The organism is Bernardetia sp. MNP-M8 (genome assembly GCF_037126285.1).
In the GTDB taxonomy this organism is placed as follows: domain Bacteria; phylum Bacteroidota; class Bacteroidia; order Cytophagales; family Bernardetiaceae; genus Bernardetia.
This window is the reverse complement of sequence record NZ_CP147012.1, coordinates 919,675-945,261: the sequence shown is the minus strand read 5'-3', so window position 1 is coordinate 945,261 and position 25,587 is coordinate 919,675. Positions and strand designations below refer to the sequence as shown.

General features: G+C 30.8%; 18 protein-coding genes. 6 read left to right on the top strand and 12 right to left on the bottom strand.

Annotation, left to right across the window (positions count from 1 at the left end):
- Positions 1-4: 4 nt before the first annotated feature.
- From rny to V9L04_RS03945, 3 genes are all read right to left on the bottom strand, one after another.
- Positions 5-1,606, bottom strand: a complete 1,602-nt coding sequence (gene rny, locus V9L04_RS03955; protein WP_338792773.1) for a ribonuclease Y — start codon at positions 1,604-1,606, stop codon at positions 5-7.
- A gap of 552 nt (positions 1,607-2,158) precedes the next feature.
- On the bottom strand, positions 2,159-3,499 hold the full coding sequence (egtB, locus tag V9L04_RS03950; RefSeq protein ID WP_338792772.1) for an ergothioneine biosynthesis protein EgtB: 1,341 nt from the start codon (positions 3,497-3,499) through the stop codon (positions 2,159-2,161).
- Between the two features lie 185 nt (positions 3,500-3,684).
- Positions 3,685-4,380 carry an ATP-dependent Clp protease proteolytic subunit gene (locus V9L04_RS03945; protein ID WP_338792771.1) on the bottom strand — a complete coding sequence of 232 codons (696 nt, stop codon included), beginning with the start codon at positions 4,378-4,380 and terminating at the stop codon, positions 3,685-3,687.
- 245 nt (positions 4,381-4,625) lie between these two features.
- Here V9L04_RS03945 and V9L04_RS03940 point away from each other — a divergent pair, with 245 nt between their 5' ends.
- Complete coding sequence (locus V9L04_RS03940; protein ID WP_338792770.1) at positions 4,626-7,598, top strand: type ISP restriction/modification enzyme; 2,973 nt, start codon at positions 4,626-4,628, stop codon at positions 7,596-7,598.
- A gap of 84 nt (positions 7,599-7,682) precedes the next feature.
- Here V9L04_RS03940 and V9L04_RS03935 read toward each other — a convergent pair whose 3' ends face one another.
- Complete coding sequence (locus tag V9L04_RS03935; protein ID WP_338792769.1) at positions 7,683-8,576, bottom strand: NAD kinase; 894 nt, start codon at positions 8,574-8,576, stop codon at positions 7,683-7,685.
- A 158-nt stretch (positions 8,577-8,734) separates the two neighbouring features.
- Positions 8,735-9,925 (bottom strand): efflux RND transporter periplasmic adaptor subunit, encoded by a 1,191-nt coding sequence (locus tag V9L04_RS03930; protein ID WP_338792768.1) that lies wholly within the window; start codon positions 9,923-9,925, stop codon positions 8,735-8,737.
- Positions 9,926-10,348: 423 nt separating this feature from the next.
- Here V9L04_RS03930 and V9L04_RS03925 point away from each other — a divergent pair, with 423 nt between their 5' ends.
- Positions 10,349-10,762, top strand: coding sequence for a DUF4783 domain-containing protein (locus V9L04_RS03925; protein WP_338792767.1), 414 nt, complete (start codon positions 10,349-10,351; stop codon positions 10,760-10,762).
- Between the two features lie 172 nt (positions 10,763-10,934).
- Here the strand turns inward: V9L04_RS03925 and V9L04_RS03920 are convergent, their stop codons facing one another.
- From V9L04_RS03920 to V9L04_RS03910, 3 genes are all read right to left on the bottom strand, one after another.
- Entirely contained in the window at positions 10,935-12,398 is a 1,464-nt protein-coding gene (locus tag V9L04_RS03920) for a hypothetical protein (protein ID WP_338792766.1), read from the bottom strand.
- A gap of 15 nt (positions 12,399-12,413) precedes the next feature.
- Complete coding sequence (locus tag V9L04_RS03915; RefSeq protein ID WP_338792765.1) at positions 12,414-12,962, bottom strand: sigma-70 family RNA polymerase sigma factor; 549 nt, start codon at positions 12,960-12,962, stop codon at positions 12,414-12,416.
- Between the two features lie 110 nt (positions 12,963-13,072).
- Positions 13,073-14,227: a hypothetical protein gene (locus tag V9L04_RS03910; RefSeq protein ID WP_338792764.1), complete on the bottom strand. Its 1,155-nt coding sequence runs from the start codon at positions 14,225-14,227 to the stop codon at positions 13,073-13,075.
- Between the two features lie 264 nt (positions 14,228-14,491).
- On the opposite strand from V9L04_RS03910, the gene V9L04_RS03905 reads away from it, so the two are divergent.
- The gene (locus V9L04_RS03905; protein ID WP_338792763.1) at positions 14,492-16,201 is read left to right on the top strand and encodes a hypothetical protein; all 1,710 of its coding nucleotides are present in this window, start codon (positions 14,492-14,494) and stop codon (positions 16,199-16,201) included.
- A gap of 217 nt (positions 16,202-16,418) precedes the next feature.
- Here V9L04_RS03905 and V9L04_RS03900 read toward each other — a convergent pair whose 3' ends face one another.
- Complete coding sequence (locus tag V9L04_RS03900; RefSeq protein WP_338792762.1) at positions 16,419-17,243, bottom strand: hypothetical protein; 825 nt, start codon at positions 17,241-17,243, stop codon at positions 16,419-16,421.
- 570 nt (positions 17,244-17,813) lie between these two features.
- Here V9L04_RS03900 and V9L04_RS03895 point away from each other — a divergent pair.
- Positions 17,814-20,384 (top strand): DUF5686 family protein, encoded by a 2,571-nt coding sequence (locus V9L04_RS03895; RefSeq protein ID WP_338792761.1) that lies wholly within the window; start codon positions 17,814-17,816, stop codon positions 20,382-20,384.
- A gap of 79 nt (positions 20,385-20,463) precedes the next feature.
- Here the strand turns inward: V9L04_RS03895 and V9L04_RS03890 are convergent, their stop codons facing one another.
- The gene (locus V9L04_RS03890) at positions 20,464-21,354 is read right to left on the bottom strand and encodes a hypothetical protein (protein WP_338792760.1); all 891 of its coding nucleotides are present in this window, start codon (positions 21,352-21,354) and stop codon (positions 20,464-20,466) included.
- Between the two features lie 412 nt (positions 21,355-21,766).
- On the opposite strand from V9L04_RS03890, the gene V9L04_RS03885 reads away from it, so the two are divergent.
- Both V9L04_RS03885 and V9L04_RS03880 read left to right on the top strand, forming a co-directional pair.
- Complete coding sequence (locus V9L04_RS03885) at positions 21,767-22,708, top strand: aspartate carbamoyltransferase catalytic subunit (protein WP_338792759.1); 942 nt, start codon at positions 21,767-21,769, stop codon at positions 22,706-22,708.
- Positions 22,709-22,803: 95 nt separating this feature from the next.
- A complete protein-coding gene (locus V9L04_RS03880) occupies positions 22,804-23,565 on the top strand; it encodes an SDR family NAD(P)-dependent oxidoreductase (protein WP_338792758.1) in 762 nt (253 codons plus the stop codon).
- 79 nt (positions 23,566-23,644) lie between these two features.
- On the opposite strand, the gene V9L04_RS03875 is transcribed toward V9L04_RS03880, so the two are convergent.
- Positions 23,645-24,232, bottom strand: a complete 588-nt coding sequence (locus V9L04_RS03875) for a 1-acyl-sn-glycerol-3-phosphate acyltransferase (protein ID WP_338792757.1) — start codon at positions 24,230-24,232, stop codon at positions 23,645-23,647.
- Positions 24,233-24,288: 56 nt separating this feature from the next.
- Complete coding sequence (gene mraY, locus V9L04_RS03870) at positions 24,289-25,509, bottom strand: phospho-N-acetylmuramoyl-pentapeptide-transferase (protein ID WP_338792756.1); 1,221 nt, start codon at positions 25,507-25,509, stop codon at positions 24,289-24,291.
- Positions 25,510-25,587 lie beyond the last annotated feature (78 nt).

Genomic DNA, 25,587 nt, shown 5'->3' with positions numbered 1-25,587 from the left:
AAATTTATTTAGCATAATGTACAGCTCGTTTTTCACGAATAACTGTAACTTTTACCTGCCCTGGGTACTGCATTTCAGTTTGAATCTGTTGTGAAATTTTGAATGCAATTTCATCAGCTTTATCGTCCATTACATTTTCAGCATCAACAATGACACGCAATTCTCGTCCTGCTTGAATAGCATAACACTTATTTACGCCATCATACGAAGTAGCTAGGCTTTCTAAATCTTGCAAACGCTTAATATATGATTCCATTGTTTCACGTCTTGCTCCTGGTCTTGAACCCGAAATAGCATCACAGGCTTGAATAACAGGTGAAAGCATTGAAGTCATTTCTATTTCATCGTGGTGCGCTCCAATTGCATTACAAACTTCTGGGTGTTCTCCATAACGCTGAGCGAGTTCCATTCCTAAAATAGCGTGTGGTTTGTCTGGGTCTTCAGTACAAACTTTTCCAATATCATGTAAAAGTCCTGCACGTTTGGCAAGTTTTACATTTAAACCCATTTCAGTTGCCATAGTGGCACAAAGGCGAGTAACTTCTTTTGAGTGTTGTAATAAATTCTGTCCATACGAAGAACGAAAACGCATCTTTCCAACCAATTTTATTAGTTCTAAATGAAGTCCGTGAATTCCTAATTCGATAACAGCTCTTTCTCCTAATTCGATGATTTGTTCTTCTAATTGTTCTGTCGTTTTGGCAACAACCTCTTCAATTCTTGCAGGGTGAACTCTTCCATCTGCCACCAAACGATGCAAAGAAAGGCGAGCTATTTCTCTACGAACTGGGTCAAAACCTGAAATAGTGATTGCTTCTGGCGTATCATCGACAATAATTTCTACTCCTGTTGCAGCTTCTAAAGCTCTGATATTTCTTCCTTCTCTACCAATAATTTTCCCTTTTATGTCATCACTTTCTAAATGGAAAATAGACACACAATTTTCGATAGCATGTTCAGTCGCTGTTCTTTGGATAGTAGAAAGAACAATTCTTTTGGCATCTTTAGTGGCTGTAAGTTCTGCATCGCTCATTATTTGACGAATTTTGGCAGTAGCTAATGTATGCGCTTCTTTTTCTAAAGACTCAATGAGTTGACTTTTGGCTTCTTCGGCTGAAAGTCCTGAGACTTTTTCTAATAAAACAATTTGTTCCTTTTCTAAACGATTGGCTTCTTCAAACTTGGTTTCGACGGCTTCCATTTTTTTATACAAATCATCTTTTCGCTGTTGGTGCTTATTGATTTCTTTGCCTAAAAGTTCTTGTTCCTTATTTAGAGAAACTTCTTTTTCTTTTAATTTTAATTCGATTTGTTGGAAACGCTGCTCTTGTTTTTTGAGTTTGGCTTCTTGAGAAGCTACATTTTTTTGTCGTTTGTTAGACTCTCTTTGATGTTCTGCTTGAAGTTTCAAAAAGTGATCTTTTGCAGATAATTCTTTTTCTTTTAAAAGATTTGCAGCATCTGCTTTTGCAGTTTGCAAGATTGATTTGGCTTCGTTTTCTGCTTTTTCTTTTAGGCTTGTCAAAACTTTAATGAGCAAAAAACGCCCTATCAAAATTCCTACAACCAAAGCTACAATAGCCGTAATTGTGATTTCAAGATACATTATATATATTTTCTTTAGATTGAATGAATGATTAAAATGATTTTTTAAGTAAATAAAAAAACATATTCATTTCTCTAAAAAAGAATAAATAATCAATACTACTAATACAAAAACAAAAGTCTATAAAAAGTTTATAGATAAAGTCACATACGCAAAATGGTTCGAAACCCTACGGGTTTTGAGAGACTAAAATGCTCAAAATTAGTTTTTATTTTTATGTATAGTAAAAACTTTAAATTAATTTTATGTATAAATTTCTGTAAATCAATTAATTATATTAAAATTCAGAATCGCTTTATTTTGCTATATATAGAAAATCATTTTTATTTTTTTGAAATAATTTGTTAAAATTAATCGTAAAAAATGATTTTGTTGAGTCGTAATGGTCAAGATTATTTCTCTTTTTTTAGAGAAAAGTAAATTTAAATTGAAGATATTCTAAATTTTTATTTAAAATGCCCAAACAATTTGATTATACAATCTACAAATTTAGCTTAGATAAAACGATTATGAAAGTAGTTTTTTGGGTTTTTTGATAATTTTTTAAAATAATTACTTTACCAAACGTATTCCTGTGTATTGCCAACGTTTGTCAGCATGGAAAAAATTACGATACGAATACCTTGAATGATTTGGAGCAGTTGCTTCTGAACTTCCACGCAAAACAAGCTGATTTATCATAAATTTTCCATTGTATTCGCCTAATGCTCCTTCATCCTTTTCAAAATTTGGATAGGGTTGGTAGGCAGAACGTGTCCATTCCCAACGTTTGCCCCACTCAAAAAACTCATTTGCAATTTCCCACTCATGTTCTGTTGGAAGTCGCATATTTCTAAACTGTGCGTAGGCTTCAGCTTCATAAAAACTGATATGACATAAAGGCGCATCTAAATCTAGTTGTTGCAATCCATTTTCTGACTGATTAAAATCATAATACAACCACTCATTATTATTATCTGTATCTTCTTTAAACCAATATAAAGGCGAGTTTAATTTGTTCTGATTGACAAAGTCCCAACCTTCTGCAAGCCAGAAATTGAAGTTTTGATACCCTCCTGCATCTATAAATTCTAAATATTCTCTATTGGTTACTAGATTTCTAGAAATTTCAAATTGTTCTACAAAGACACGATGAACACCTTTTTCATTATCAAAATAAAATTCATTTTCTAAATTATTATCAGTTTCATTTTTTGATTGGAAACCAATTTGATAAATTCCCTCTTTTATTTTGATAAAATCTTTATTGCTATTTTCTTCTTTTGCTTCAAAAATCGTAAAATCTTCAATTGGCATCTTTACAGCAGGAAAAAGTGGGTTATTTCCCAAAACATATTTTATATCAGTAACCAATAATTCTTGATGCTGTTCTTCGTGATTAAGACCAATGAAAAGACGTTTCTTTATTTCTAACTCGGTTTTATCATCAAAATTATTTTTCTCATTATCTTTCTGATTATTTTTAATGAGTTCTTCAAAAAATAGTGAAATTGAAGCATCTATATACTTTCTATATTCATAAATTTGCTTTGTTGTTGGACGAGTAAGGTTTCCTCTATCGGTTCTCAATACTCTTTTGCCAACTGTTTCATAATAGCTATTGAACAAATAGTTATAGTCTTGGTGAAAGACCTTATAATCTTTGAGATAAGGAACAAGCAAAAAAGTTTCGAAAAACCACGTTGTATGTGCCAAATGCCATTTTGTAGGACTTACATCTGCCATTGGCTGAACTACAAAATCTTCTGGCTCTAAATCTTGACAAAGTGAAAGCGTTCTTTGACGAGTTTTATTGAATTTTGAATGTAGGTTTTTATAAAACATGAAAATATCATTGGTAGAGACACCAACAACGGCAGAAGGAATTGCAGGATTTTCTTTTGTAGTTTGCATAATTGAAAGTATGTTTCTAAATATTTTTCAGGTATTTTGCTTTTTTAAAATACTACCAACTTTGGGAGAGTTTTGTTTAAAAAAACAAGATGAAAAATTTCTATAAAGCAAAAAGGCATTACATTCTAAAGAAAATAGAATATAATGCCTTTCCTAACTAATCATTAAAAGTTAATAACTAATCACTATTTGTCTTTCTTACGCTCCAAAACTTCGTCAATTAAGCCGTATTCTTTTGCTTCTGGTGCAATCATCCAATAATCACGGTCAGCATCTCTTTCAACTGTTTCATAATCTTTTCCACTTGCATCAGCCAAAATTTGAGTTAGTTCTTTCTTAACAATCAAAATTTGTTTTGCTGTAATCTCAATATCAGATGCTTGTCCCTGAATTCCTCCCAATGGTTGGTGAATCATTACACGAGCATGAGGAAGAGCTGTACGCTTTCCTTTTTGTCCAGCCGTCAATAACACAGCTCCCATAGAAGCAGCCAAACCAGTACAAAGCGTAGCTACATCAGGACGAATATATTGCATTGTGTCATAAATACCCAAACCTGCATAAACAGAACCACCAGGGCTATTTAAGTACATCAAAACGTCTTTTTCGTGGTCAGCAGACTCTAAAAACAAAAGTTGAGCTGTTACAATATTTGCAACTTGGTCATCAATAGGTACTCCCAAAAAGATAATTCTGTCCATCATCAAACGAGAGAAAACGTCCATTTGAGCAACATTTAACTGACGCTCTTCGATGATATAAGGAGTAAAGTTTGTGATACTTTGTTTGGCATAACCCTCTAAAGTAGTTGTAGGAATACCCTGTGCTTTGTGAGCGTGCTGATAAAAGTCTGTATTATGAAATTTCTTGTAATCAAACATATAAAAATGGTTTTGTATATTAAGTAAATAATTTCTTGATTTGTCTTGTTGTTTATGCTTATTTTTACTAAAATAAAGCCGTTGTTTCACTAACTGACAAATAGACAGTTATAAGAAAAAAAAGTTAATTTTGTTTGATTTTTTTTACTAAATCTACAATTTTATTTGGATATTAAACACTTTTACAAGCGATAAGTTTATTACAAAAAGCAGTGTTTTTGTTTTTCTTTTGTTAAAATTTTAAAATGAATTTTCCTCTATTTCCTTTCTTTAAAACTCATTTTCCTTCGCTAAATTTAGTGCAGTTTTCGGCTACACACTTTCAAATTTGGGACAATCAGCATGTAATTTGGGCAAAAATTGAAGTAAATGAAAATTTAGAAAAAGAGAGTTTCAAAATTACGTCTATTCAACAGAAATCAATTTTGATAACTGATTATAAGCAGCTTAATAAAGAAGAAACACAATTTTTAGAAGATATTCATAATTTGTCAATAGAGTTTTATCAAAAAATAAATCCACTTTTAGAACAAGTTAAAAAAGATTTTATAGAACAAAAAAAAGAAATTGAAAATCAGTTTCGAAAAGGTTTTTCTACAAAACAAAAAGAAGATTTAAAGCCTATTATTCAGCTCTTGGAAGAAGGTGGACATTCAATTTATTTACTTTCTGAATGGATTACAATTTTTGAGTTTTGGAAAATCATTTATGCAAAAAGTAACTTTAAAAAATCATTTTTTCAAAGACAGGAAATTTTAAAATCAATAAATAATTTTCTAACTAGATTTTATAACAATTCTCATAAACTAGAAATTCCTGCTTCTTATCTTGAAATAGAGCGTTTTGTAAATGATTTTTCTCAAAAAAATAAGATAAAGGAAAGCGAAGTTTTGTTGTATGGAATTTTTAATGGAATACTAAATGAATTTTTGAATCATAATCTTGAAAGTCAGAAGGCAAAACTAGATTTTATTCCAATTATTCAACAAAAAATAAATCAAATTAAGCCTAAAAGGATTTTGCTCAATGATAATGAAATTTTAAAGTCATTAGAGTTTAATAGTGAAGAGTTTAAAAAGAAAACACTCTTTGGAGCTTTTGAAAGTTTTTTCGCTTTGCTTTTGGCTTTTTCTACTCAAAATGAAACTTCACAATTTGGATTTGAAGCAAAGAAACCAATTTCACAAGTGGGCATTTTTGGTCTTTCGAAAAATTCAGAACTTATAAATAGAATAGAAATAATTGATTATGAGTTAATTATCTTAAATACTGATACTCAAAATTTTCATTCTATAAAAGAAATTTTACTTTTCCAGTCTCTAACCAAAAAAGAAAAACAGCTTTTTGCTTCCATTCAAAATGCCTTTAAATCGCTTTCAGAAAAGGGAATTTTATTTGTTTGTTTGAATGAAAATCAGAATGATTTTATAGCGAAAAAGTCACTTTCTTCTCTTCGTCGTTTGTTACAAGAGTGGTTTGAAAGAATTGAAATTTATGAAACTAGAACTAAAAATGAAACTACTTTAGGACTATTTTTTTATAAGAAAACAGAGCTAGAAAAAGGAGTTTTCTATTCAGAACTAAGTAAAGACAAAATTCATTTTACGACTAATTTTCTGCTTGGTAGCTGGAAACCAAAACCAATTTTGTCAGAATATCAAAAACTTATTCCTGCCACTCCTCCAAAAGAAAATAAAAACTCTATTTTCAAGATACATTTTAGAGCTATCCCAACACAGAAAATCGAAGATTTTATTCAATTAAATTCTGAGGTTAAACCTAAAAAAGAAAATAATCTGAAATTCAAAGTTAAAGAGTTTATTCAAAATTACAATCAGCAAATTATAAAGTCAGAAGAACAGGAAAAGAGTAAATTAGAAAAAAAGAAAACCATTTTAGTTTCTAAATTAGCTGCAAATACACTTTTTGAAAAAGATACTATAAAAGTGATTGAAGAAAAGATTGAGAAAAAAGTTGAAGGAAAAATAAATCATAAAACAGAGAGTAAACTATTAGAATTTGATGAGAAGAATTTAGTTGAAACTCAAATTTCTGTTTTTGAGGAAGGTTTTTGGTATTATGAAAAAAGTGTCTTTGAAAACTTTTATAATTTGGATAAAATTTTTCCAAACCGAAAGCAAGGTGAAAATATCCTTATTTTTTGGACAAATACTTCAAATGGAGGTGAAGTTTGGGCAACTGATAAGCCAATTCCACCTAGTTTTTTGAATGATATTTTAACAAATGCATATATTTTTCCTTTTTATATTTATGAAAAAACTGAAAATGGAATCAAGAAAAAAATCAATTTTTCAAAAAATACGCTTCATAAATTTAGAAGAGGCTATGCAGCAGCTTTTGAAAAACGAATTGAAAAAGTAGAAGAAGCTATTCAAACTTTATTTGACTTATCCGAATTTGAATTTTTGCAAGTCAATCAGGAATTAGCCTTTGAATTACGGGCTTTGTCTAGTATAATAGATAAAGATGAAAGCAAAATGACAAAAGAGTTGAAGGAAAATTTGCATCATCCAGAAACAAATACGTACATACAATTTGAGCAAATCAAACGAGTTTTTACAAACACAAAACGAACTTTTGAAAGATTAGAAAATAGAGCAGCACGAAATAAAGAAAGTTTCGAAACACTAAGAAATTATTTTCAAGAATCAGAAAAAGCCATTGATTTTATAGAAGATTATTGGGAAAAACTAGAAGCAGAAGAAGCCAATAATTTTGTAGTTCCTACAGAAGAAAATATCACTAGCAAACTCATTTTGGGTTACATTTTTGCCGTTTGGCAGCGTGATATTTTCAAATCTAAATACAAAGAAGAGCTAAAAAATGAAGCTCCACGGATTCCGATTTATAAAGATTTTCATCATTTTGCCAATCAAGGAGAGTTTCTTTTACAAAAATACCTAACTCCAACTAGTAACAAAATTGAGTTTGAGATTGTAGAGGTTTTTGAAGAAAAAATAAGTAAAACTAAGCAATTTTCTAAAACTTGGTTTGTGAAAGAAAATACCATTTGGTACGACAAAACTACTTTTTTACAGTCTGAAACAGACTTAGATTTTGATAAAATCAAGAGTTTTCAAATAAATCAAAAATCATTTTTAGAACTTGCTTTAAAATATTTGAGAAAAAATAAAGTAGATTTGAATGAAGGAAAACAGATTTTGAAAAACGTAATTGAGTTTGCAAGTAAATTTTAAATATTGCAGTTGGTTGTTTGTAGGTAGTCGGTGAGACACCGACAACGGCAGGGAGGGATTTACATTTATAATTCATCATTTCTCTTAATATCGATTCAAATAATTTCGAATATCCATTCCCCAGTTGAGTTTTTCACGAAGTGTTTTGAGGAAACTATCACCATCCAAACGAATCATCTTGCATGTATAATTGCATTTTCGGACAGCCATTTGGATTGTATTATCTACTTTTCTTGAACGAGAATCTAAAGAAACCAAAAAGTTTTTGCTGCGTCCTTCTATTTCAAAAGCAATTACACTTTCTGTTGGAACAATCAGAGGACGTACATTCAAATTATGAGGACTAACAGGAGCAATTACAAAATTATTGGATTGAGGAACAACCACAGGGCCTCCAACACTCAAAGAATATCCTGTCGAACCAGTAGGTGTAGCGACAATCAAACCATCTGCCCAATAAGAGTTCAGATATTCGCCATCAATATATGTATGAACTACAATCATAGAGGAAGAATCTCGCTTCATAATTGCAAATTCATTAAGAGCAATATTTACACCTTTAAATAAATCTCGGTCAGCTTCTAATTCTAATAAAATGCGTTCATCTAGTGTATAATGTCCTGCTATTAGGCTTTCTAATGCACTATGAATTTGCTCTTTTGAAGTCGTTGCCAAAAATCCCAAACGTCCTGTATTTATTCCTAAAATGGGAACATTTTGATGTTGTACGATAGTGGCAGCTTCCAAAAAAGTACCGTCACCACCCACACTTAGCATTAAATCTACACCAGAAAGGTGATGAGGAGCTGAAAAAGTACCGACAATATTGGGACGGAAATTAATAGAATGAAGTAGCCTATCAAAATCTTTTGAAATGACAATCTCTACTCCATAGTTTTCTAATTCTGTAAAAATTTGTTTTACAAAAAAAAGTTTACTCTCTGCAATGTCTTTACTGTGTATGGCTACTCTCTTCAAAATAAAAAGTCAAAATAAAAAGTACAAAATAAAAAAGAATTGTTGAGTATTTGTGATAACACTCTCAAAAAACCATTAAAGCACCAAATTACTATAAAAAAATGGTTAATCATTAACTACAAAAATAGAAGTAGGTAAAAAATCTATTTTTCTTAAAATTAATTTGGCTTTTTAATCTTATCTTCTAGTTTAAGTCCTTTCAAAACCTCAATATTTATTCCGTCAGAAAGTCCTAAAGTTAGATAACGTTTCTCAAAAACATTGTCACCTGTCTGAATTTCTACATAAAGTGCATCTGATTTTGGCTTTGAAGATTTGCTTTCTGTTTTAGTAGAATCTTGTTTTACCTCTTTTTTATCAGACTTTTTGCCATTCGCTTTATTTTTGCTTTCTTCTTTTTCTTTATTTTTTTCAGCCGACTGTAACCATGCTTCTTCAATAACCAAAACATTATCTTTTCTTTCTAAAACAATATCAGCATTTGCACTATATCCTGCACGTACAAATTGATTTTCTTTGAGCTGAACATCTGCTTTTATAGGAAACTTGATTGCGCCCTCTTCTTCTATACCTTTTGGTGCAATAAAATCTAGTTTTGCATCAAATTTCTCATTGTCTATCGCCCCAATTGTCAAGACCAAATCCATTCCTTTTTTGAGCTTTCCTACTTCAGCTTCATCTACTTTTCCTTCAAAAATCATATCAGTCAAATCTGCAATTGTTGCAATTGTTGTTCCTTCGTTAAAAGTATTACTTTCAATTACATTTGCGCCTTCTTTTACAGGAACATCTAAAATAATTCCACTTGTAGTTGCTTTTACGAGTGTTGTAGTGCTAGAAGAACGGCTAGAAGTTCCTTCTCTGACAATAATCAAACTTTCAGAAGCTGCGCTTACTTGATTTTTTGCCAAATCATAATCATCTTTTGCACTCATGTATTCACGTTCTGCAATTACACCATCATCAAAAAGCTGCTTTTGTCTTTTCATTTCACGCTCACGCATATCCAAAGTAAGCCGAGCTTGTTCCAAATTATTCTGAACATTGGTAAGATTAGTCATGTTTGGAATTACTTTTATTTTAGCAATTACATCACCTACTTTTACTTCTTGCCCTGCTTCAAAAAATAATTTGTCTATAATTCCAGAAACGGCAGGTTTTACAGCTACTTCTTTAAGTGGTACAATTGCGCCTGTAGCCACTGTTTTTTTGATAATCGAATCCATCTTTGGAGAAACTAATTCTACATCTTCTTGTACATCTTCTTCTTGATTGATAAAATAATAAACAACAAAAACACCCATAGCTATCAATACAAGAGCAAACAAAGCAATAGAGATTTTTTTCATAATGGCAATAAGTAAATTGGAAAAATAATATAGACTTTCTGAATATCTAAAAAAAATAATAGGATTTTGAAGTGGCTAATTTACACAAAACTTAGACTTATACAAGAACAATAAACTAATAAAAGGCGTTAAAAATGAAATGTTGTTTTTTAACTAAAAAATAAATATATGGTAAAGCAGAAATACTTTTTATGGAAGTAGGAATAAATAGTAAGAATATAAGATATTCTTTTTGTTGGCACTATTTTGGCAAATCTTTGTATTAAGAGTAGAATAGTTAGGTTACTTCTCTCTTTCTACTCAAAAAAACAATTATTACATTAGAATTTATAAATAGTATCTTTGTAACTCTTACACAAAAAAAGAACTTAAAATAATTATACAAACTATTCTATCAAAAAACTCTACAAAACATTTACAATTATGAAATCATTATTTTTTCTTTGGATAACTTTTGGATTGGTTTGGGGAGTTTTTTCAGCTTCTCCAACTTTTGCACAAACAGAAGATGAAGTCATAAATACAGCCAAAACGGCTATTGGTGCAGGCTCAACTAAAGAATTAGTAAAACTTTGCCATGAGGCTATCGAAATAGGACTTGGTGACCAAAAAGCTACATACAGTCAGTCTCAAGCTGAGTTTGTATTGAAAGATTTCTTTACAAAAAATCCAGCCAAACAATTTGAATATATTCATAAAGGAGCTTCAAAAGAAGGACTAAAATATGTAATAGGAAAATATACAGCAACAAATGGAAATACATTTAGAGTTTATATTTTGGTTAAATCAACAGCTAATGGTTATAGAATTGATACATTAGACTTTAGCAGAGAATAAAAAAATAAATCTTGTTAGAAAGCCCCCTCTCATTTAGATTTTAGACTAAAAAAGCCTTTTTCAAACGAAAAAGGCTTTTTTTATGGTGAGTTTTTAAAGTTTCTCTGACAATTTTTGCACTCTGTTGTTGTGGGAGACCAACAAGGGCAGGTTATAGCCGTTGTCACGACTATCAGAATTTATAAGAAACTCCTAGATGCAGATTTATTTGATAAAAACGCATTTGCCAAATTGTATTTTTATCTCCAACTGAGTTAGGCAAATATTTCAATGAGCTTTCGCCAAAAATCCCCCAATGATTAGTTAGTTGATAATGACTTTGATGGAAACCTGCAAAGAATGGAATTATCTGTTTTGCACTTGGAAATTGAGCTGTATTTTCATAAATCTCATAATTGGTAGTTTCATTTGTAAGTAACAAAAGCCCTGTTTTTACTCCTATTTGATGTTTCCATTTTTTAGATTGGAACAAAGAATAAGAGATTCCTAAATCTACTTTAAAATAAGTGCTTTCATAATTTATAGTTTGTGTTTGTAGGCTATCTCTATTTCCATAAATAGGCTGTATAGATACATGATTTGTAGAAATTTTGGTGGCTATATAGTTAGTTGGTGGAGAATAATAATTTCCTCCAAATTGATGTTTAACTGTATTTTTCCATTTCAAAATACCTATATCATTATGTAAATTCCATTTTTGAGATAATTTTCTTTCTGCCATAAAACCAAATGTAAGACTCTGACGCTCACTGATAGTTTGTTTTTCATTAAGCATTCTTACGTAATGTTTGTCATTTGGATTTGCTGTAAAATGTTTGTACGTCAGTCCGAAACCTGTATAAGACGCAATTTTCCATTTTGAAACCATATTTGATTCTTTGTTCAAACTATCTTTTTTATTATCATTTGAGACAATTTTGATAGAGTCTATTTGCATTTCAAAAAATGGGTCTGCATTTATTTTGATTTCTCCAAGAGACTTTTCTTCTAATACAAATATCATTTTTTTATCCTCTTGAGTAACAGCAGTTATTTCTGCTTGTGTTTCTTGCGAATTTTCTTGCGTTATGTTTACTACCTCGTTATTTTCATCATCATCATTTAAGTCAGTTGTCAAAGCAATATTATTATTGACTTTTTCTTTTGTAGTTGCTTTTTGAGAAAAGCGAGAAGACTTTGTAATAACTTTAGATGAAGCAGTTTCATTTGATAATGACTTTTTTGTATCAGATATAGAATTATTAATCTGATTTTCTGATAAATTAGATTTTATATTTTTATTTATATCAGACTGAATGATTGAGTTTTCTGTGGGGAAATTAGTATCTGATTTTTCTATGTCAGAAATTTTGTTTGTTTCTTTTTCTACTGTTTGGTTGGGAGTATTGAAAGCAAAGTCAGAAGAAGATATATTATTTTCAGATGAAATAAAATAAAATCCAATGCCAATACTTGAAACTACAATCAAACCTAAAGCTAAAAACCAGTAGAGAAATTTTGGTCTTGACGGTTTATCTAGCTGCTCCGAAATTTTGTCCCAGCCATCAAGAGGAGGTAGAGATTCCCATTCATTGAGTTTGGAAAAGCTATTTTTCCATTCAGAATCATTTTGAGAGTTGTGTATATTGTTGTCCATAAAACAAAAATGTTTTTAGCGTATATATTGAGTGATTTTATAGTTGGTTGCCAACATTTTTCGTAATGTTTGTTTGGCTTTTGTAAGCTGTGAACGTGAAGTGCTTTCTGATATGCCTAATAATTTGGCAATATCTTCATGTTTGTATCCTTCTATGATATACAAATTGAACACTATTTGATAGCCTTGAGGTAATTCTCTAATCAAGCTGATAAGTTCTTCAGCAGAAAGCATATCAAGCACAGTATCTTGTGTGTCAGACTCATATATAAGTGCTTCATTAGAGAGGTGTCCAAAATGCTTTTTTTGTTTATGATAAATATCAATAGCTTTATGTACAGCTACTTGCCTTATCCAACCTCCAAGAGCTTCAAATTTTTTGACTTGATTGATTTTCTTGAAAATGATTAAAAAAACTTCTTGTAACATGTCTTCTGCTTCTTCTCTGCTTTTAGCATAACACATACAAGTTGTCATGACCTTTCCTGCATAAAGCCTATATAGAGCTTCTTGAGCAGGGCGAGAACCTTTCAAACAACCTGAAAATATTTCTTTCTCTGACATAGATATTAAATAGTATTTGCTATATAATGGTAAGCTAGAACATCAAACCATTACAAACGACAATAACAGCACTACAAAGTAATGCTGTTTTGATTGAGATAATATTTTATTTACTGCCTAATAATGATTTCGGCTGTCTGTTCTTGTCCAGTTATTCGATTTCTAAATGTATAGAAAAACTTTAATTCAGAAGTTTGTTGTAAAGGAGGTGTAGGTACAAAAAATACAGGGTTATAATTACCTTCAAAAATTTGTACTCCTCCTACAATCCCATTCCAATCTACTGTCAAATCCCATTCAGAAGGATTACATAAATAATCATTTTCTATATAAGGAACATAAACATATAACTCCCCTTCTATAAACTCATTATTAAGACTGTCTTCTACCCAATAGGTGTTGTAAAGAGGTTGTATTGTAGTACTATCAGTATTTATAGAGTCATTAACGTATATTGCATTAACGGCATCTTGAGCTATAAAATTTGGTAAATCTTCTAAACTATAAATGTCGTCAGCAAGAAATATACAAGTTGTATCTCCTCCTCCAGTAGAATCTATATCTGCTACTACCTCAAAAGTAATTGTACTTGTGAATACACGATTATCATCTGTATAAACAGTATATAAACACTCTTGAAAGCCTGTAAAGTTGGTAGGAGGTGTATAGGTTAAGTATCTATTGCTAGAGTAAAATACAAAATCTACTGTTTGATTTGGATTGCGTAAATCTTGGTTATCTACTTCAATAGATGTGATTTGTATAGTACTGCTATCTCCTCCCAAGCTATCATACATGCACTCAAAGTCATTATTTAAAAAATAAGCATCGATAGATGTATTTTCTGTTATTACATAATAATCTGATTTAGTTTCACAGCCAGTAGAGTCTGGATTATATTCAATTTTGAGAATTCCGTCTTGTCCATTGATTTGGTAGCCAAATTGGTCACTTCTAGGGTTGTTTCTCTCATTAGCTTTGTATAACACAATGCCTTCTTTTATGATTGAGACACTACCAAAACTAGGAGGAGTTGTGAGTTTTAAATCACTTACTTGAGATATACCAAGAACACGAGGCAAATCTACTGTATAAGAAGATAAGTCTGAACCTGTATAGATTTTTTTCTCTTTATCAATTTTTTGAGGTTTATCTTCTGGTAAGATGTCATCTTTAGAAGTATCACAAGAACTGATAAGTGTTATACTTAAAAATAATAAAGCTACTAAAGAGAGCTTTGAATGAATTTTTCTGAATGTTTGCATAATTTTAAAAATTAAAAGGTTTGATGTTCTATCTATAAAGAGTGAACCTTCTATAATTATGCTGCTTAGTGATTCAGTATTTTTTTAATTAATCTTTAATTTATGATATTTTTGTAAGTTTAGGTTGCTGTAATTCAGTGATTTGTGTTGATTTTTAAAGATGTGTTTTTTTATGTAAAATAAAATTAAAGTTATTTTTTATAGTAATTTTGAAACAGAATACAGACCTTTGTAAGAAGTATATCACAAAATAATTAGCAGAAAATGGCAAAGAAAAAATCTAAGGCAAAAATAATTTCTAATAAAGAAACTCAACCTGTTTCAAATCTAAATTCAAAAAAAACAACTCAAAACAGACAATCAGAAGCTACAATAGATGATAGTAATGTTCTTTTTTCTCCCATTTCTACAAAACTAGCTCTTATTCTAACGCTTGTTGCAGCATGTCTGTATTTTGCTTTTTCGTTTGTTTCAGAAGGATTTTATCAGCAAGATGAAGCTGTTCATTATGTTTCTATGAAGCGTTTTTGGTTTAATCCAAACCGAATTCTTAGCAACTGGGAAAAACCTGGGTTTAAACTCGTTTATGCCTTGCCTTCCCTTTTGGGTGTTCATTTTGTTACTTTTTTTAATTGTCTTTTGGCTGCTTTTTCTGGATTCTTTGCTTTCAAATTAGCTCAAAAAATCAATATCAAGATTCCTGCTTTGGCTCTTATTTTCTTGCTTACTCAACCGTTTTGGATTGGTCTTTCTTTTCGTAACTACTCTGAACTTCTAGCTGCCTTTATTTTGATTTTGGCTGTTTATCTCAATGAAGATAAAAAATATGCGTTTGCTGCTTTGGCTGCTTCCTATATAGTCTTTATCCGACAAGAATTTTATCCCTTTTTAGCTCTTTATTTTTTCTTCTTGCTTTATAAAAAGCAATGGCTTCCTGCACTTCTGACAGGAGTTTTTCCACTTGTTCATAATTTTTGGGGTTTTGCTATTACAGGCGATTTTCTTTATTTATTAAATCAAGTTTTGAAAACAAGTAGTGAAATAGGTGATCAATATCCAAGACAAGGTTTTGAACATTATTTCTTGATGTCTGCAACTGTGTATGGAGGAATTATTATTACATTGATTGTAGCTTATTTTACTTTAAAAGCATTTCAAAAGAAAATACCACATATTACAGTAGCCATTTTACCAACACTTTACTTTTTGATGTATTGTGTTTTTAATATTCAATCTGTTCCTATTGGACCTGCAACGGCTGGAAACTTGCGTTATTTGATTATTGTTGCACCTCTTTTTAGTGTTTTGGCTGCCTTGGCTGTCGAAGAATACAAAAATACGAAAGAGGCATGGAAAGTGATTTATTCGCTTATTCCGATGGCTCTGTTGGTGGGAATTTATATGACTTATCCTGATAATCAGATTATGCTTTTGGATGCTGATTACGCTGCACGAATGGCACAAGCAGGAAGAGAGTTCCAAGTCGAACGCTATTTTGCACCTTTAATCGCCGTTGTGGGAACAATTATCATTCTTATTATTGGACTTTCATTTTCTCAAGTAAGAATTGCTTTTGCTGTTTTTGCAATTTTTATGGCACTCATTACCCTCAAACCAAAACCACTTTCTGAAGAAGATTCGAATGTAAAAAGTATGGCAAAATGGTATGAGAATTTTACTAAACAATATGGACAAACACCTATTTTGGTAAATCATCAGCTTTTCTATTATTACTTAGATGAAATACCTGAAAGTTTTGAGATTACGCCAAAATCAATAGACTCTACGACGGTTGCAGAGCTTCCAAAAAATGGTCTTATCTTTTGGGATTCTCATTATTCATATCGTCCAGAGCAAAATAAAGCAATGCTTAATTATAAATTTTTCTTAGAAAACCCTCAAAAGTTTGATAAAATACAAGAATTTTGGGCAAATGATAGAAGTTTTGTAGGATTTGTTTTTCGTAAGAAATAGCTTTTTAGAATTACGAATTACGAATTACGAATTCTGTTTTTATAAGTACACATCTTTGTCTATTCAGTTCCTCTAGAACTGAATAAAAGGCTTTCTCAGAAGCGTGATATTTTTATGAATCACACTTCTGAGAAAGTATAAAAGTTCGTTTCTGAGGAAATGAACATACAAAGACAAATTCATGTTTTTCATGAATGTCCTGTATATTTTTACTAATTTACATCACATCAACAATTTTAGCATATACATCATCCCATAAAAAAGCTTTTATTTCTCCTGTGTGTAGTCTCAAAATAAGTAAGTTGTATTTGTCTGTATGGTCGCCAATTCCTAAACGGTAACCTGTTGCTCGTGTATTAGGAGGAAAACCAAATTTTTGGCAGTTTGGAAGAACTGTTCCAAGTGCAACAGAGTTAAAATCGGGCATTCTAGAGCTATAAAAAATATTTTCTTTTAGTGTATTTATTAAATCTGGATTATTGAATTTCAAGGTTTCTTTATCATACATATCTTCTGGGTCAGTATTCAATAAATTTTTTATAGCTGAATCAGAACGGCGTTTTCGTTCTTCTTTCGCATTGATTTCTGCAAAAGCCATAGCTATACGCATTTTATTCATGAGGTCATTTTCTCCTTTTAAGTCTTCTTCAGTTGCACCATACGCTGACCTCCAACGGATATTCAGGCGTAAATGAGCACGAATATCTTTGATGGCTAAAAAACGTTGTTCTAATTCATCAGGTTCAAAATTACTAACATTTGCAGCAGTTACAGCATAAGGTGCGTATTCAGATTCAAGCTGTGCTAAACTTTTAGTAGGACGAATGAGCTTACGAGTAGAGTCTGTTGGCGAAATGGTAGAGTCTGCAATTACAATTGCTTCATTCAAATCTTTTACATCTATTATTGAATCTTGTTCATAATTATCTTCTGTAATTACAATTTCTAAATTAGTAGAATCATTTTGAGCAAAAGCAAAATTAATGACGACAAGAAATGTAAAGAAGAATAAAAAAGTTGTTTTGAGAATAAAAGTTTTCATTTTGGTTGAAATAGTAAGTAGTATCTAAAATAACCTTACTAGGTCTTTTAGAAATTGGATAGGTGTTTATTAAAAAAAATACGTCTAATTTTGAACAGATATTCTAAAAATAATAGTATTTTGACTTTGTAGTAATAGGAGTTAATTAAGATAGTCATTTGAATTACAATCGTAATTGGCTTCACTGCTTTGGTAGTTCATAATTTTTCCTAATTCAACAGCCAAAATATAAACTATCAGTTTATATGAATATAACTATTATTTATCAGATTTTTTTACCTAATACAAAATTAGTTTTATACATTTAACAATGTAAATACAAATTTAGTGTTGTTATCTATATCTAAATTTGTAATAGATTCGTTAAGACAAATTTAATGCAAACTAAGTTACTAGAAAAAATAAATGACATTATCAAAAACTTCTAAAATCACTTTATCGTTCTATAACTCTTATCACACTCAAACATTGCACTCTAAAATCTAAATTCAATATAAAATTACTTTATCTTAATTAAAAAAAGAAATTGTATTTTTGCAATCTTATTTTACCTTTTCTCTCTACTATCTTATGAATACTGTTTTTTACTTTGTTTTTTCTGAAAAAAGAAATTTATTCCCCAAGGTTTTCTTACTTAGAACTTTCTTGCTTTTTAGTTTATTATTAATTGGTTTTTCTGCTTTTTCTCAAAAAACGGTTGTTACAGGAAAAGTTACTGATGCCGAAACAGGTGATGGAGTTCCTTTTGCAAATGTTTATTTTGATGGAACAACCATAGGAACAACCACAGATTTTGATGGATTTTATAAAATAGAAACCGATAAAGCTACTGATTCGCTTGTGGTTTCGTATGTAAGTTATCAAACTAGAAAAAAAGCAGTTAAAAAAGGAGCTACTCAAAATATTGATTATCAGCTTGCTTCTTCTGAAGAAACTCTAAAAGCAATTGTGGTTACTTCTGGGAAACGAGAAAATCCTGCTTGGGAATATTTAAGAGGTTTATTAGACCATAAATCTGAAAATGACAAACGTCGTCTTTCTGCTTATGAATATGATGCTTATTCGAAAGTAGAACTTGATGTAGATAATATTTCTGATAAATTCAAAGAAAAAAAACTGGTTAAACAAATTATTGGAGTAGTTGATAGTGTTGAAAATTTGGCAGGAGAAGATGGAAAACCAATTTTGCCACTATTTATTTCAGAAACTATTTCTAAATATTATTATAGAGATAGTCCTATTAAAAGAAAAGAAGAAATAGAAAAAACACGTATTAAAGGCGTTGGTGTAGATGACGGAAGCATTGTCTCACAACTTGTAGGTTCTTCTTTTCAAGATTATAATTTTTATGAAAGTTGGATTCAGATTGCAGGAAAAGATTTTGTTTCTCCCATTTCTGAAAGTTGGAGATTGTTTTATGATTATGAATTACAAGAACGCACCGAAATTGATGATATTTGGTGTTATCGTATTGATTTTCAACCTAAACGAAAAGAAGATTTAGCCTTTACAGGTACAATGTGGATAACAGATGACTCTACTTTTGCTTTAAAGCGCATTGATGTAACTGTTCCAAAGGCAGCAAACCTCAACTTTATTGAAAAAATAAAAATTCAACAAGATTTAAAGCGAATTGAAGAAGACAAAGAAACAGCTTGGCTTCCTGTCAAAACACGTATTTTAGTTGATGTAGGTCAGATAAATGATCAATGGGCTGGAATGCTTTTAAAGTCATATAGTTCAGCAGAAAATATTGTAATCAATAAACCTAGAGATCTCAAGTTTTATAAAGATGCTATTGTGGTAGATCAAGAAGCTACCAATTCGACAGATGAATTTTGGCAGAAAAATAGGCATGATTCACTCACAGCGAGCGAACAGACCGTTTATGCAATGATTGATACGATTAGTAATTTGCCAATGGTAAAAAGTTATATTGAAATTGCTGATTTACTTATCAATGGCTATAAAGATATTGGAAAAGTAGATGTAGGAACACTACTTACACTTTATTCAAATAATAATATTGAAGGAAGCCGTGCCATGATTAATGTACGAACAAATGTAGATTTTAGCAATAAATTTCAGTTTTCTACTGGAATAGCATACGGTTTTGGAGACGAAAAATGGAAGTATAGAGGTAAAATAAGATATATTGCTAATCGAAATCCTTGGACAGTAATTAGTGTAGCTCATCAATATGACCTTCAACAAGTTGCTTTATTTAATGAAGACTTTCGTTCTAGTGATAACTATCTTTTTATGGCTTTCAGTCGTGTGGGAAATTTAGATAGAAACCGTCCTTTTTACCACAGACAGAGTAGTATTGATATTCAGACAGATATTGTAAAAGGTATTACCTCAAAAGTTACATATCGCAATCAAAATTATGATCCTTTATTTAACTTTGAGTTTTTTGACCCAGAAAACTTAGAAATTCGTCATCGTGATTTTACAGTTTCTGAAGTAATGGCTGAAGTTAGAATTGGTTTTAAAGAGCGTTATATCAATGGTGAAATGGCTAGAGTTGTGATTAATAGCAATTATCCTGTTTTTAAATTTCGTTATATTAGAGGTTTAGGAGACTTTTTAGGAGGAGATTTAGAATACCATAAGTTTTCTACTCGTTTAGAACACTCATTTCGTTTGGGTATTTTTGGACGTACAGACTATTTTATTAGTGCTGGTTTTACGCCTTCTACACTTCCTTATCCACTTTTAGAGTCACATTTGGGCAATGAAACACCTTTTTATAATCAACTTTCATTCAATTTGATGAACTACTTTGAGTTTGTAAGTGATAAATATGCTTCAATCAATGTTATCCACGATTTTAATGGATTTTTATTGAATAGAATTCCATTGATGAGAAGACTCAAATGGAGAACTTTTGTAGAAGGAAATATGTTAGTTGGAAATGTAAGTCAGAAAAACATTGATTTGATACCTGATACAGATTCAGATGGAGTTCCTGTTCCTAAGTTTGGAAGTTTGGGAGCAACACCTTACGCAGAGGTAAGTTATGGAGTTAGCAATATTTTTAGGTTTGTTAGAGTACAAGCCGTTCATCGTCTTACTTATTTAGATAAAGATGATGTCAGTAAATGGGGGATTCGTGTTTCTGCCCAATTTAGATTATAAAATAAAAAAGCAGCTTGATAATAATTAAGCTGCTTTTTTATTAGCCTGAAATCTAATCAACTATGTTTTTTAATTCTAGCTATCTAAACATACTTTTGCCTATGATATTTCTAGGATAAAAATGAGTCAAATATTCTTGTGTTTCATTGATTAATGCCTTGATATAATCTGCATTTATTTGCTCTGCATCTTGACTACGAATTTGTTTTGTAGCTTCAAATTTATTCAGAAACTCTGTCGTATAATCTAAATCCAACATATCACAAATATCTGTAACTGTTCGTTCTGGAGTTTCTCTAAAATCTTCATATCTAAAAAACAACCAATCTGGATAATTGAGTTGATAATATAATATAGTTTCTGCAAAAACAAGCCACACTCTTACTGCTTTTTCCCATTCTTGAAGAGATTCAAATCTATTTTCTTGCTTTTCTAAAATAATACGTTCTAAAGTATTTGGAGCATAGGAGGCAATTTTTGAGGAAAATAATGTGTCAATATCTGTATTTTTCTTGTTTTCTATCCAGTTATACACAAAACTTAATGGATGCTGAATCAAAATGACTACATCAGTCTGATAATGTTTGTATAACCATTCTGCTAAAAAAAAACCATGTTTATCATAAATAAGTGGACGAATTTCTTTTTTAGTTTCTTTACTGATTTGATATTTATCTACAAAACGATGATAAAGCTGTTTAAAACTACTACTAAATGCTCCTTTTGGACTTTCTTGCTCTATTTTTTTAGGACTTATAAATTCAGTCATAAAAGACGCATAAGAATTATCTTTTGAAGGGTCTATATAGGGATATTCACTTTCAAAAGAAAAAACACTTCTTGTTTCACTTTTAGGAGAAAAAAAATAAGGAAGATAACGCATAGAAGGAAAAGTAGACAAAATAGTGTCTATCCATTCTTGTTGTGAACAAAAAGCTCCTGTAAATAGAATAGGTTTTTGCGTTTGCATTAATTTAGGGGCAGATTTTGACAGAAAGTTTATAGTTAAGATTGTTCTGATAAATTAGTAATAAAATTATTACTATACAAAGAATTCTAAATTTAATAAAAAATAATCATTTTATTTTTTGAATTTTTACTTTTCTATTGAAAAAATCCACTAAAATTGACTTGATGAATCTAATTTTTTTAATAGATTCATTTTTAAGGCTTATAAATTTGTGATACTTTTGTAGGGTTAATTATAATTAATAATTAGCCCTTGATTTTATATGATTTTAGTTTCACAAATGAGGGATGTTGGTAAGAGAGATTATTTAAATTTAGTCAGAAATTCACTACAGACCAAATTAAAATAGAAGGTTGTAACAAAATTTATAAAGAATCTAATCATTCATAATTTATCATTTATAATTGTTTTTATGAGTCTGAGTGTCAATCATTTATTAGGAATAAAAGACCTTACCCAAGCTGATATTTTGCATATTTTTGAAATGGCAGAGCAGTTTAAGGAAGTCATTAATCGTCCTATCAAAAAAGTACCTTCCTTACGTGATATTACGATTGCTAATGTTTTTTTTGAAAATTCTACTCGTACTCGTATTTCTTTCGAACTAGCTCAAAAACGTCTTTCTGCTGATGTTGTTAATTTTTCAGCTAGTAATAGTTCTGTTTCTAAAGGAGAAACGCTTCTTGATACAGTCAATAATATTTTGGCAATGAAAGTAGATATGATTGTGATGCGTCATTCTAGTGCAGGTGCGCCTCACTTTTTATCCAAACATATTAAGGCTGCTATCGTAAATGCAGGAGATGGAACACATGAGCATCCAACACAAGCACTCTTAGATACCTTTTCGATTAGAGAAAAATTAGGAGAAGTAGCAGGAAAAAAAGTGGCCATTATCGGAGATATTTCGCATTCAAGAGTAGCTCTTTCTAATATTTTTGCACTTCAAAAACTAGGTGCAGAAGTGATGCTTTGTGGGATGCCTACACTTATTCCAAAATTTATAAATCAATTAGGTGTAAAAGTGAGTTATAACCTCAGAGAAACCTTAGAATGGTGTGATGTTGCAAATGTTTTGCGTATTCAGCTAGAAAGACAGGATGTAAAAAATATTCCTTCTCTGCGTGAATATTCGCTTTATTATGGCATAAATAAGGAGTTATTAGATTCTCTCAATAAAGAAATTGTCATTATGCACCCAGGTCCTATCAATAGAGGTGTCGAAATTGATAGCGATGTAGCTGATTCTGAGCATTCTATTATTCTCAATCAAGTAGAAAATGGTGTAGCTATCAGAATGGCTGTTTTGTATCTTTTGGCTGAAAAAATCAAACCCAAATCAGTTAGCAGTTAGCAGTAATCAGTTACTAGTTTTGAAAAGAATTAAAAACTCAAGTTACTTTCATTGGTTAGCAATTCATTTACCACTCACAATTTACCATTTTCATTATGCTCGCATTCATCACAGGCGCAACTTCAGGAATTGGACTTGCCACAGCACATATTTTTGCAGATAATAATATTGACCTTATTCTTTGTGGAAGAAGAACCGAAAGGCTTCAAGAACTAGAAAAAGAATTATCTCAAAAAGTAAAAGTAAATACACTTGCTTTTGATGTCAGTAATAGAGAAGAAGTGAAAAAAGCTATTGATTCTCTTGGAAAAGATTTCCAAAATATAGATATTCTCATCAATAATGCAGGAAATGCCCACGGACTTTCTCCTATTCAGGAAGGAAATTTAGATGATTGGGATGCAATGATTGACCTAAACATAAAAGGACTTTTGTACGTAACGAGAGCAATTTTACCAAAATTATTAAATGACACAAGGTCAGAAAAAAATAAAGGACAGATTATAAATATCGGTTCGATTGCTGGTATTGATTCGTATGCAAATGGAAATGTGTATTGTGCCACCAAATCAGCCGTTGCAATGCTTAGTGAAAGCATGAGAATCGATTTACTAAAAGAAAATATCAAAGTAAGTGAAGTAAAACCGGGATTAGTAGAAACAGAATTTTCAAAGGTTCGCTTCAAAAACGATGAAAAAAGAGCTGAAAAAGTGTATCAAAACTATACGCCACTCACAGCACAAGATATAGCAGAACTAATTTATTTTGTAGTTAGCAGACCTGCTCACGTCAATATTGCTGATGTCTTGATTTTACCCACAGACCAAGCTAAATCTGCGATGGTAAACAAAAAATAATTTTTCAAATCCTTATCAATAGTTAGTTATAAAGCATTGATAAGGATTTTTTATATACAAGTTTGAGTAAATTTAGAAATTAGACATACCTCAAATCAACTGAAAATTTTTCTGGAAACTTACCTATTTTATCTTTGTAAAAATCCATGATTATTTTCAAATCAGCTTCCATATCATCAGTTGGCATGACTAATTTTGTAACTCCTGCTTCTCTTTTTTTGTAATCCAAGTAACCAAGTGCAATTGGCACATTGGCTAATTTAGCAGCATGATAAAAACCCATTTTCCATTCTGTTACTTTATTGCGTGTCGCTTCAGGTGTAAAAACAACAGCTAGTTTTTTATTTTCTGTAAAAAGATTTGCCATTGCTTGTACCATTGATGGACGCTCTTCTCCTATTTTTTTTGGAGTTCTATCTATTCCTATTGCTCCCATTTTTAATAACATATTGCCAAAAGGAGGTTTTATCCATTCTTTCTTGATAGTAAAACGCCAGTTTATATTTGCAATATCAAACCATGCAATTGTATAAACGGCATCCCAGTTAGTGGTATGTGGAGCTGCAATAATTACGCAACGTTCTAATACTTCTTTTGTCACTTCTTCACTATGAACAATTTTCCAACCACGAAAACGAAATAAAAAACGAAAGAGAGCAAGTACCATTATGTATTAAATTATAAATGATGAATTATAAATTATAAATGAATGAGAGATATTTTTTATCTAATCTTGAGAGTTGCTAAAGCCACAATGACAAGTAAAATTCCTGCAATCCAAAAACGAGTAACAATTTTTACTTCGTGCAATCCTTTTTTCTGATAATGATGATGAAGAGGCGACATCAAGAAAATACGTCTGCCTTCTCCAAATTTCTTTTTTGTATATTTAAAATAGGCTACTTGCATCATTACAGATAAATTTTCTATCAAAAATACACCACAAAGAATCGGAATCATAAGTTCTTTTCGAAGCGTAATTGCCAAAACAGCAATAATTCCACCTAATGAAAGACTTCCTGTATCTCCCATAAAAACTTGTGCAGGAAAAGAGTTATACCACAAAAATCCAATACACGCCCCCATAAAAGCAGCACAAAAAATAACAACTTCACCTGTGTTAGGTAAATACATAATATTGAGATAATCTGCAAAGATTAAATTTCCTGAAACATAGGCAAAAACACTCAAAGCAGTGGCAATAATGGCTGTTGTTCCTGCTGCTAGTCCATCTAAGCCATCTGTTAGGTTTGCACCATTCGAAACGGCTGTAATAATGAAAGTAACTACAAGAATATAAAAAATTATTACGCCATATTCTCCTAGAAAGTCGGGAACAAGTGTTCTGTAATCCAATTCATTGTTTTTAATAAATGGAATAGTCGTTTTCAGAGACTTTATATCTTCATAACTAGAGTTTACATAACTAGTATAATCATCAGCAGCATTTATACCTGTACTGAATTCTCTCATCAAAACATCAGGGTGGTAATACATAGCTATACCAATCAAAATTCCTATTCCTACTTGTCCTAAAATCTTAAACTTTCCTGAAAGTCCTGCTTTATTTTTACGGATTACTTTTATATAATCATCTACAAAACCAATTATCCCAAGCCAAATAGTAGAAATAATGAGAAGTAAAATATAGATATTATGGAGTTGAGCCAAAAGGAGTGTAGGAATAAGTGTGGCAGCCAAAATAATTACTCCCCCCATAGTGGGCGTTCCTGCTTTTAGGTTTTCACCCTTGAGTCCTAAATCTCTGACAGTTTCTCCAATTTGCTGTTTTTGAAGAAAGAGAATTATTTTTTTACCAAAAACAACACTAATCAAAAGTGATAAAAAAGCTGCCAACATAGCACGAAAACTAATATACTGAAAAAGACCTGCTCCAGAAAGTTCGAACTGTTCACGCAAAAAACGAAATAGATAGTATAACATGAGAAATCACAAAAAATGAGTTGAGAAGGGAAATTTTTGAAGTTGTATCTTACTTTTTTCTTTATTTTAAAATGAAAA

Coding starts and splice junctions, on each gene's coding strand:
- rny (WP_338792773.1), bottom strand. CDS start 1,606: ATGTATCTTGAAATCACAATTACGGCTATTGTAGCTTTGGTTGTAGGA.
- egtB (WP_338792772.1), bottom strand. CDS start 3,499: ATGCAAACTACAAAAGAAAATCCTGCAATTCCTTCTGCCGTTGTTGGT.
- V9L04_RS03945 (WP_338792771.1), bottom strand. CDS start 4,380: ATGTTTGATTACAAGAAATTTCATAATACAGACTTTTATCAGCACGCT.
- V9L04_RS03940 (WP_338792770.1), top strand. CDS start 4,626: ATGAATTTTCCTCTATTTCCTTTCTTTAAAACTCATTTTCCTTCGCTA.
- V9L04_RS03930 (WP_338792768.1), bottom strand. CDS start 9,925: ATGAAAAAAATCTCTATTGCTTTGTTTGCTCTTGTATTGATAGCTATG.
- V9L04_RS03925 (WP_338792767.1), top strand. CDS start 10,349: ATGAAATCATTATTTTTTCTTTGGATAACTTTTGGATTGGTTTGGGGA.
- V9L04_RS03920 (WP_338792766.1), bottom strand. CDS start 12,398: ATGGACAACAATATACACAACTCTCAAAATGATTCTGAATGGAAAAAT.
- V9L04_RS03915 (WP_338792765.1), bottom strand. CDS start 12,962: ATGTCAGAGAAAGAAATATTTTCAGGTTGTTTGAAAGGTTCTCGCCCT.
- V9L04_RS03910 (WP_338792764.1), bottom strand. CDS start 14,227: ATGCAAACATTCAGAAAAATTCATTCAAAGCTCTCTTTAGTAGCTTTA.
- V9L04_RS03905 (WP_338792763.1), top strand. CDS start 14,492: ATGGCAAAGAAAAAATCTAAGGCAAAAATAATTTCTAATAAAGAAACT.
- V9L04_RS03900 (WP_338792762.1), bottom strand. CDS start 17,243: ATGAAAACTTTTATTCTCAAAACAACTTTTTTATTCTTCTTTACATTT.
- V9L04_RS03895 (WP_338792761.1), top strand. CDS start 17,814: ATGAATACTGTTTTTTACTTTGTTTTTTCTGAAAAAAGAAATTTATTC.
- V9L04_RS03890 (WP_338792760.1), bottom strand. CDS start 21,354: ATGCAAACGCAAAAACCTATTCTATTTACAGGAGCTTTTTGTTCACAA.
- V9L04_RS03885 (WP_338792759.1), top strand. CDS start 21,767: ATGAGTCTGAGTGTCAATCATTTATTAGGAATAAAAGACCTTACCCAA.
- V9L04_RS03880 (WP_338792758.1), top strand. CDS start 22,804: ATGCTCGCATTCATCACAGGCGCAACTTCAGGAATTGGACTTGCCACA.
- V9L04_RS03875 (WP_338792757.1), bottom strand. CDS start 24,232: ATGGTACTTGCTCTCTTTCGTTTTTTATTTCGTTTTCGTGGTTGGAAA.
- mraY (WP_338792756.1), bottom strand. CDS start 25,509: ATGTTATACTATCTATTTCGTTTTTTGCGTGAACAGTTCGAACTTTCT.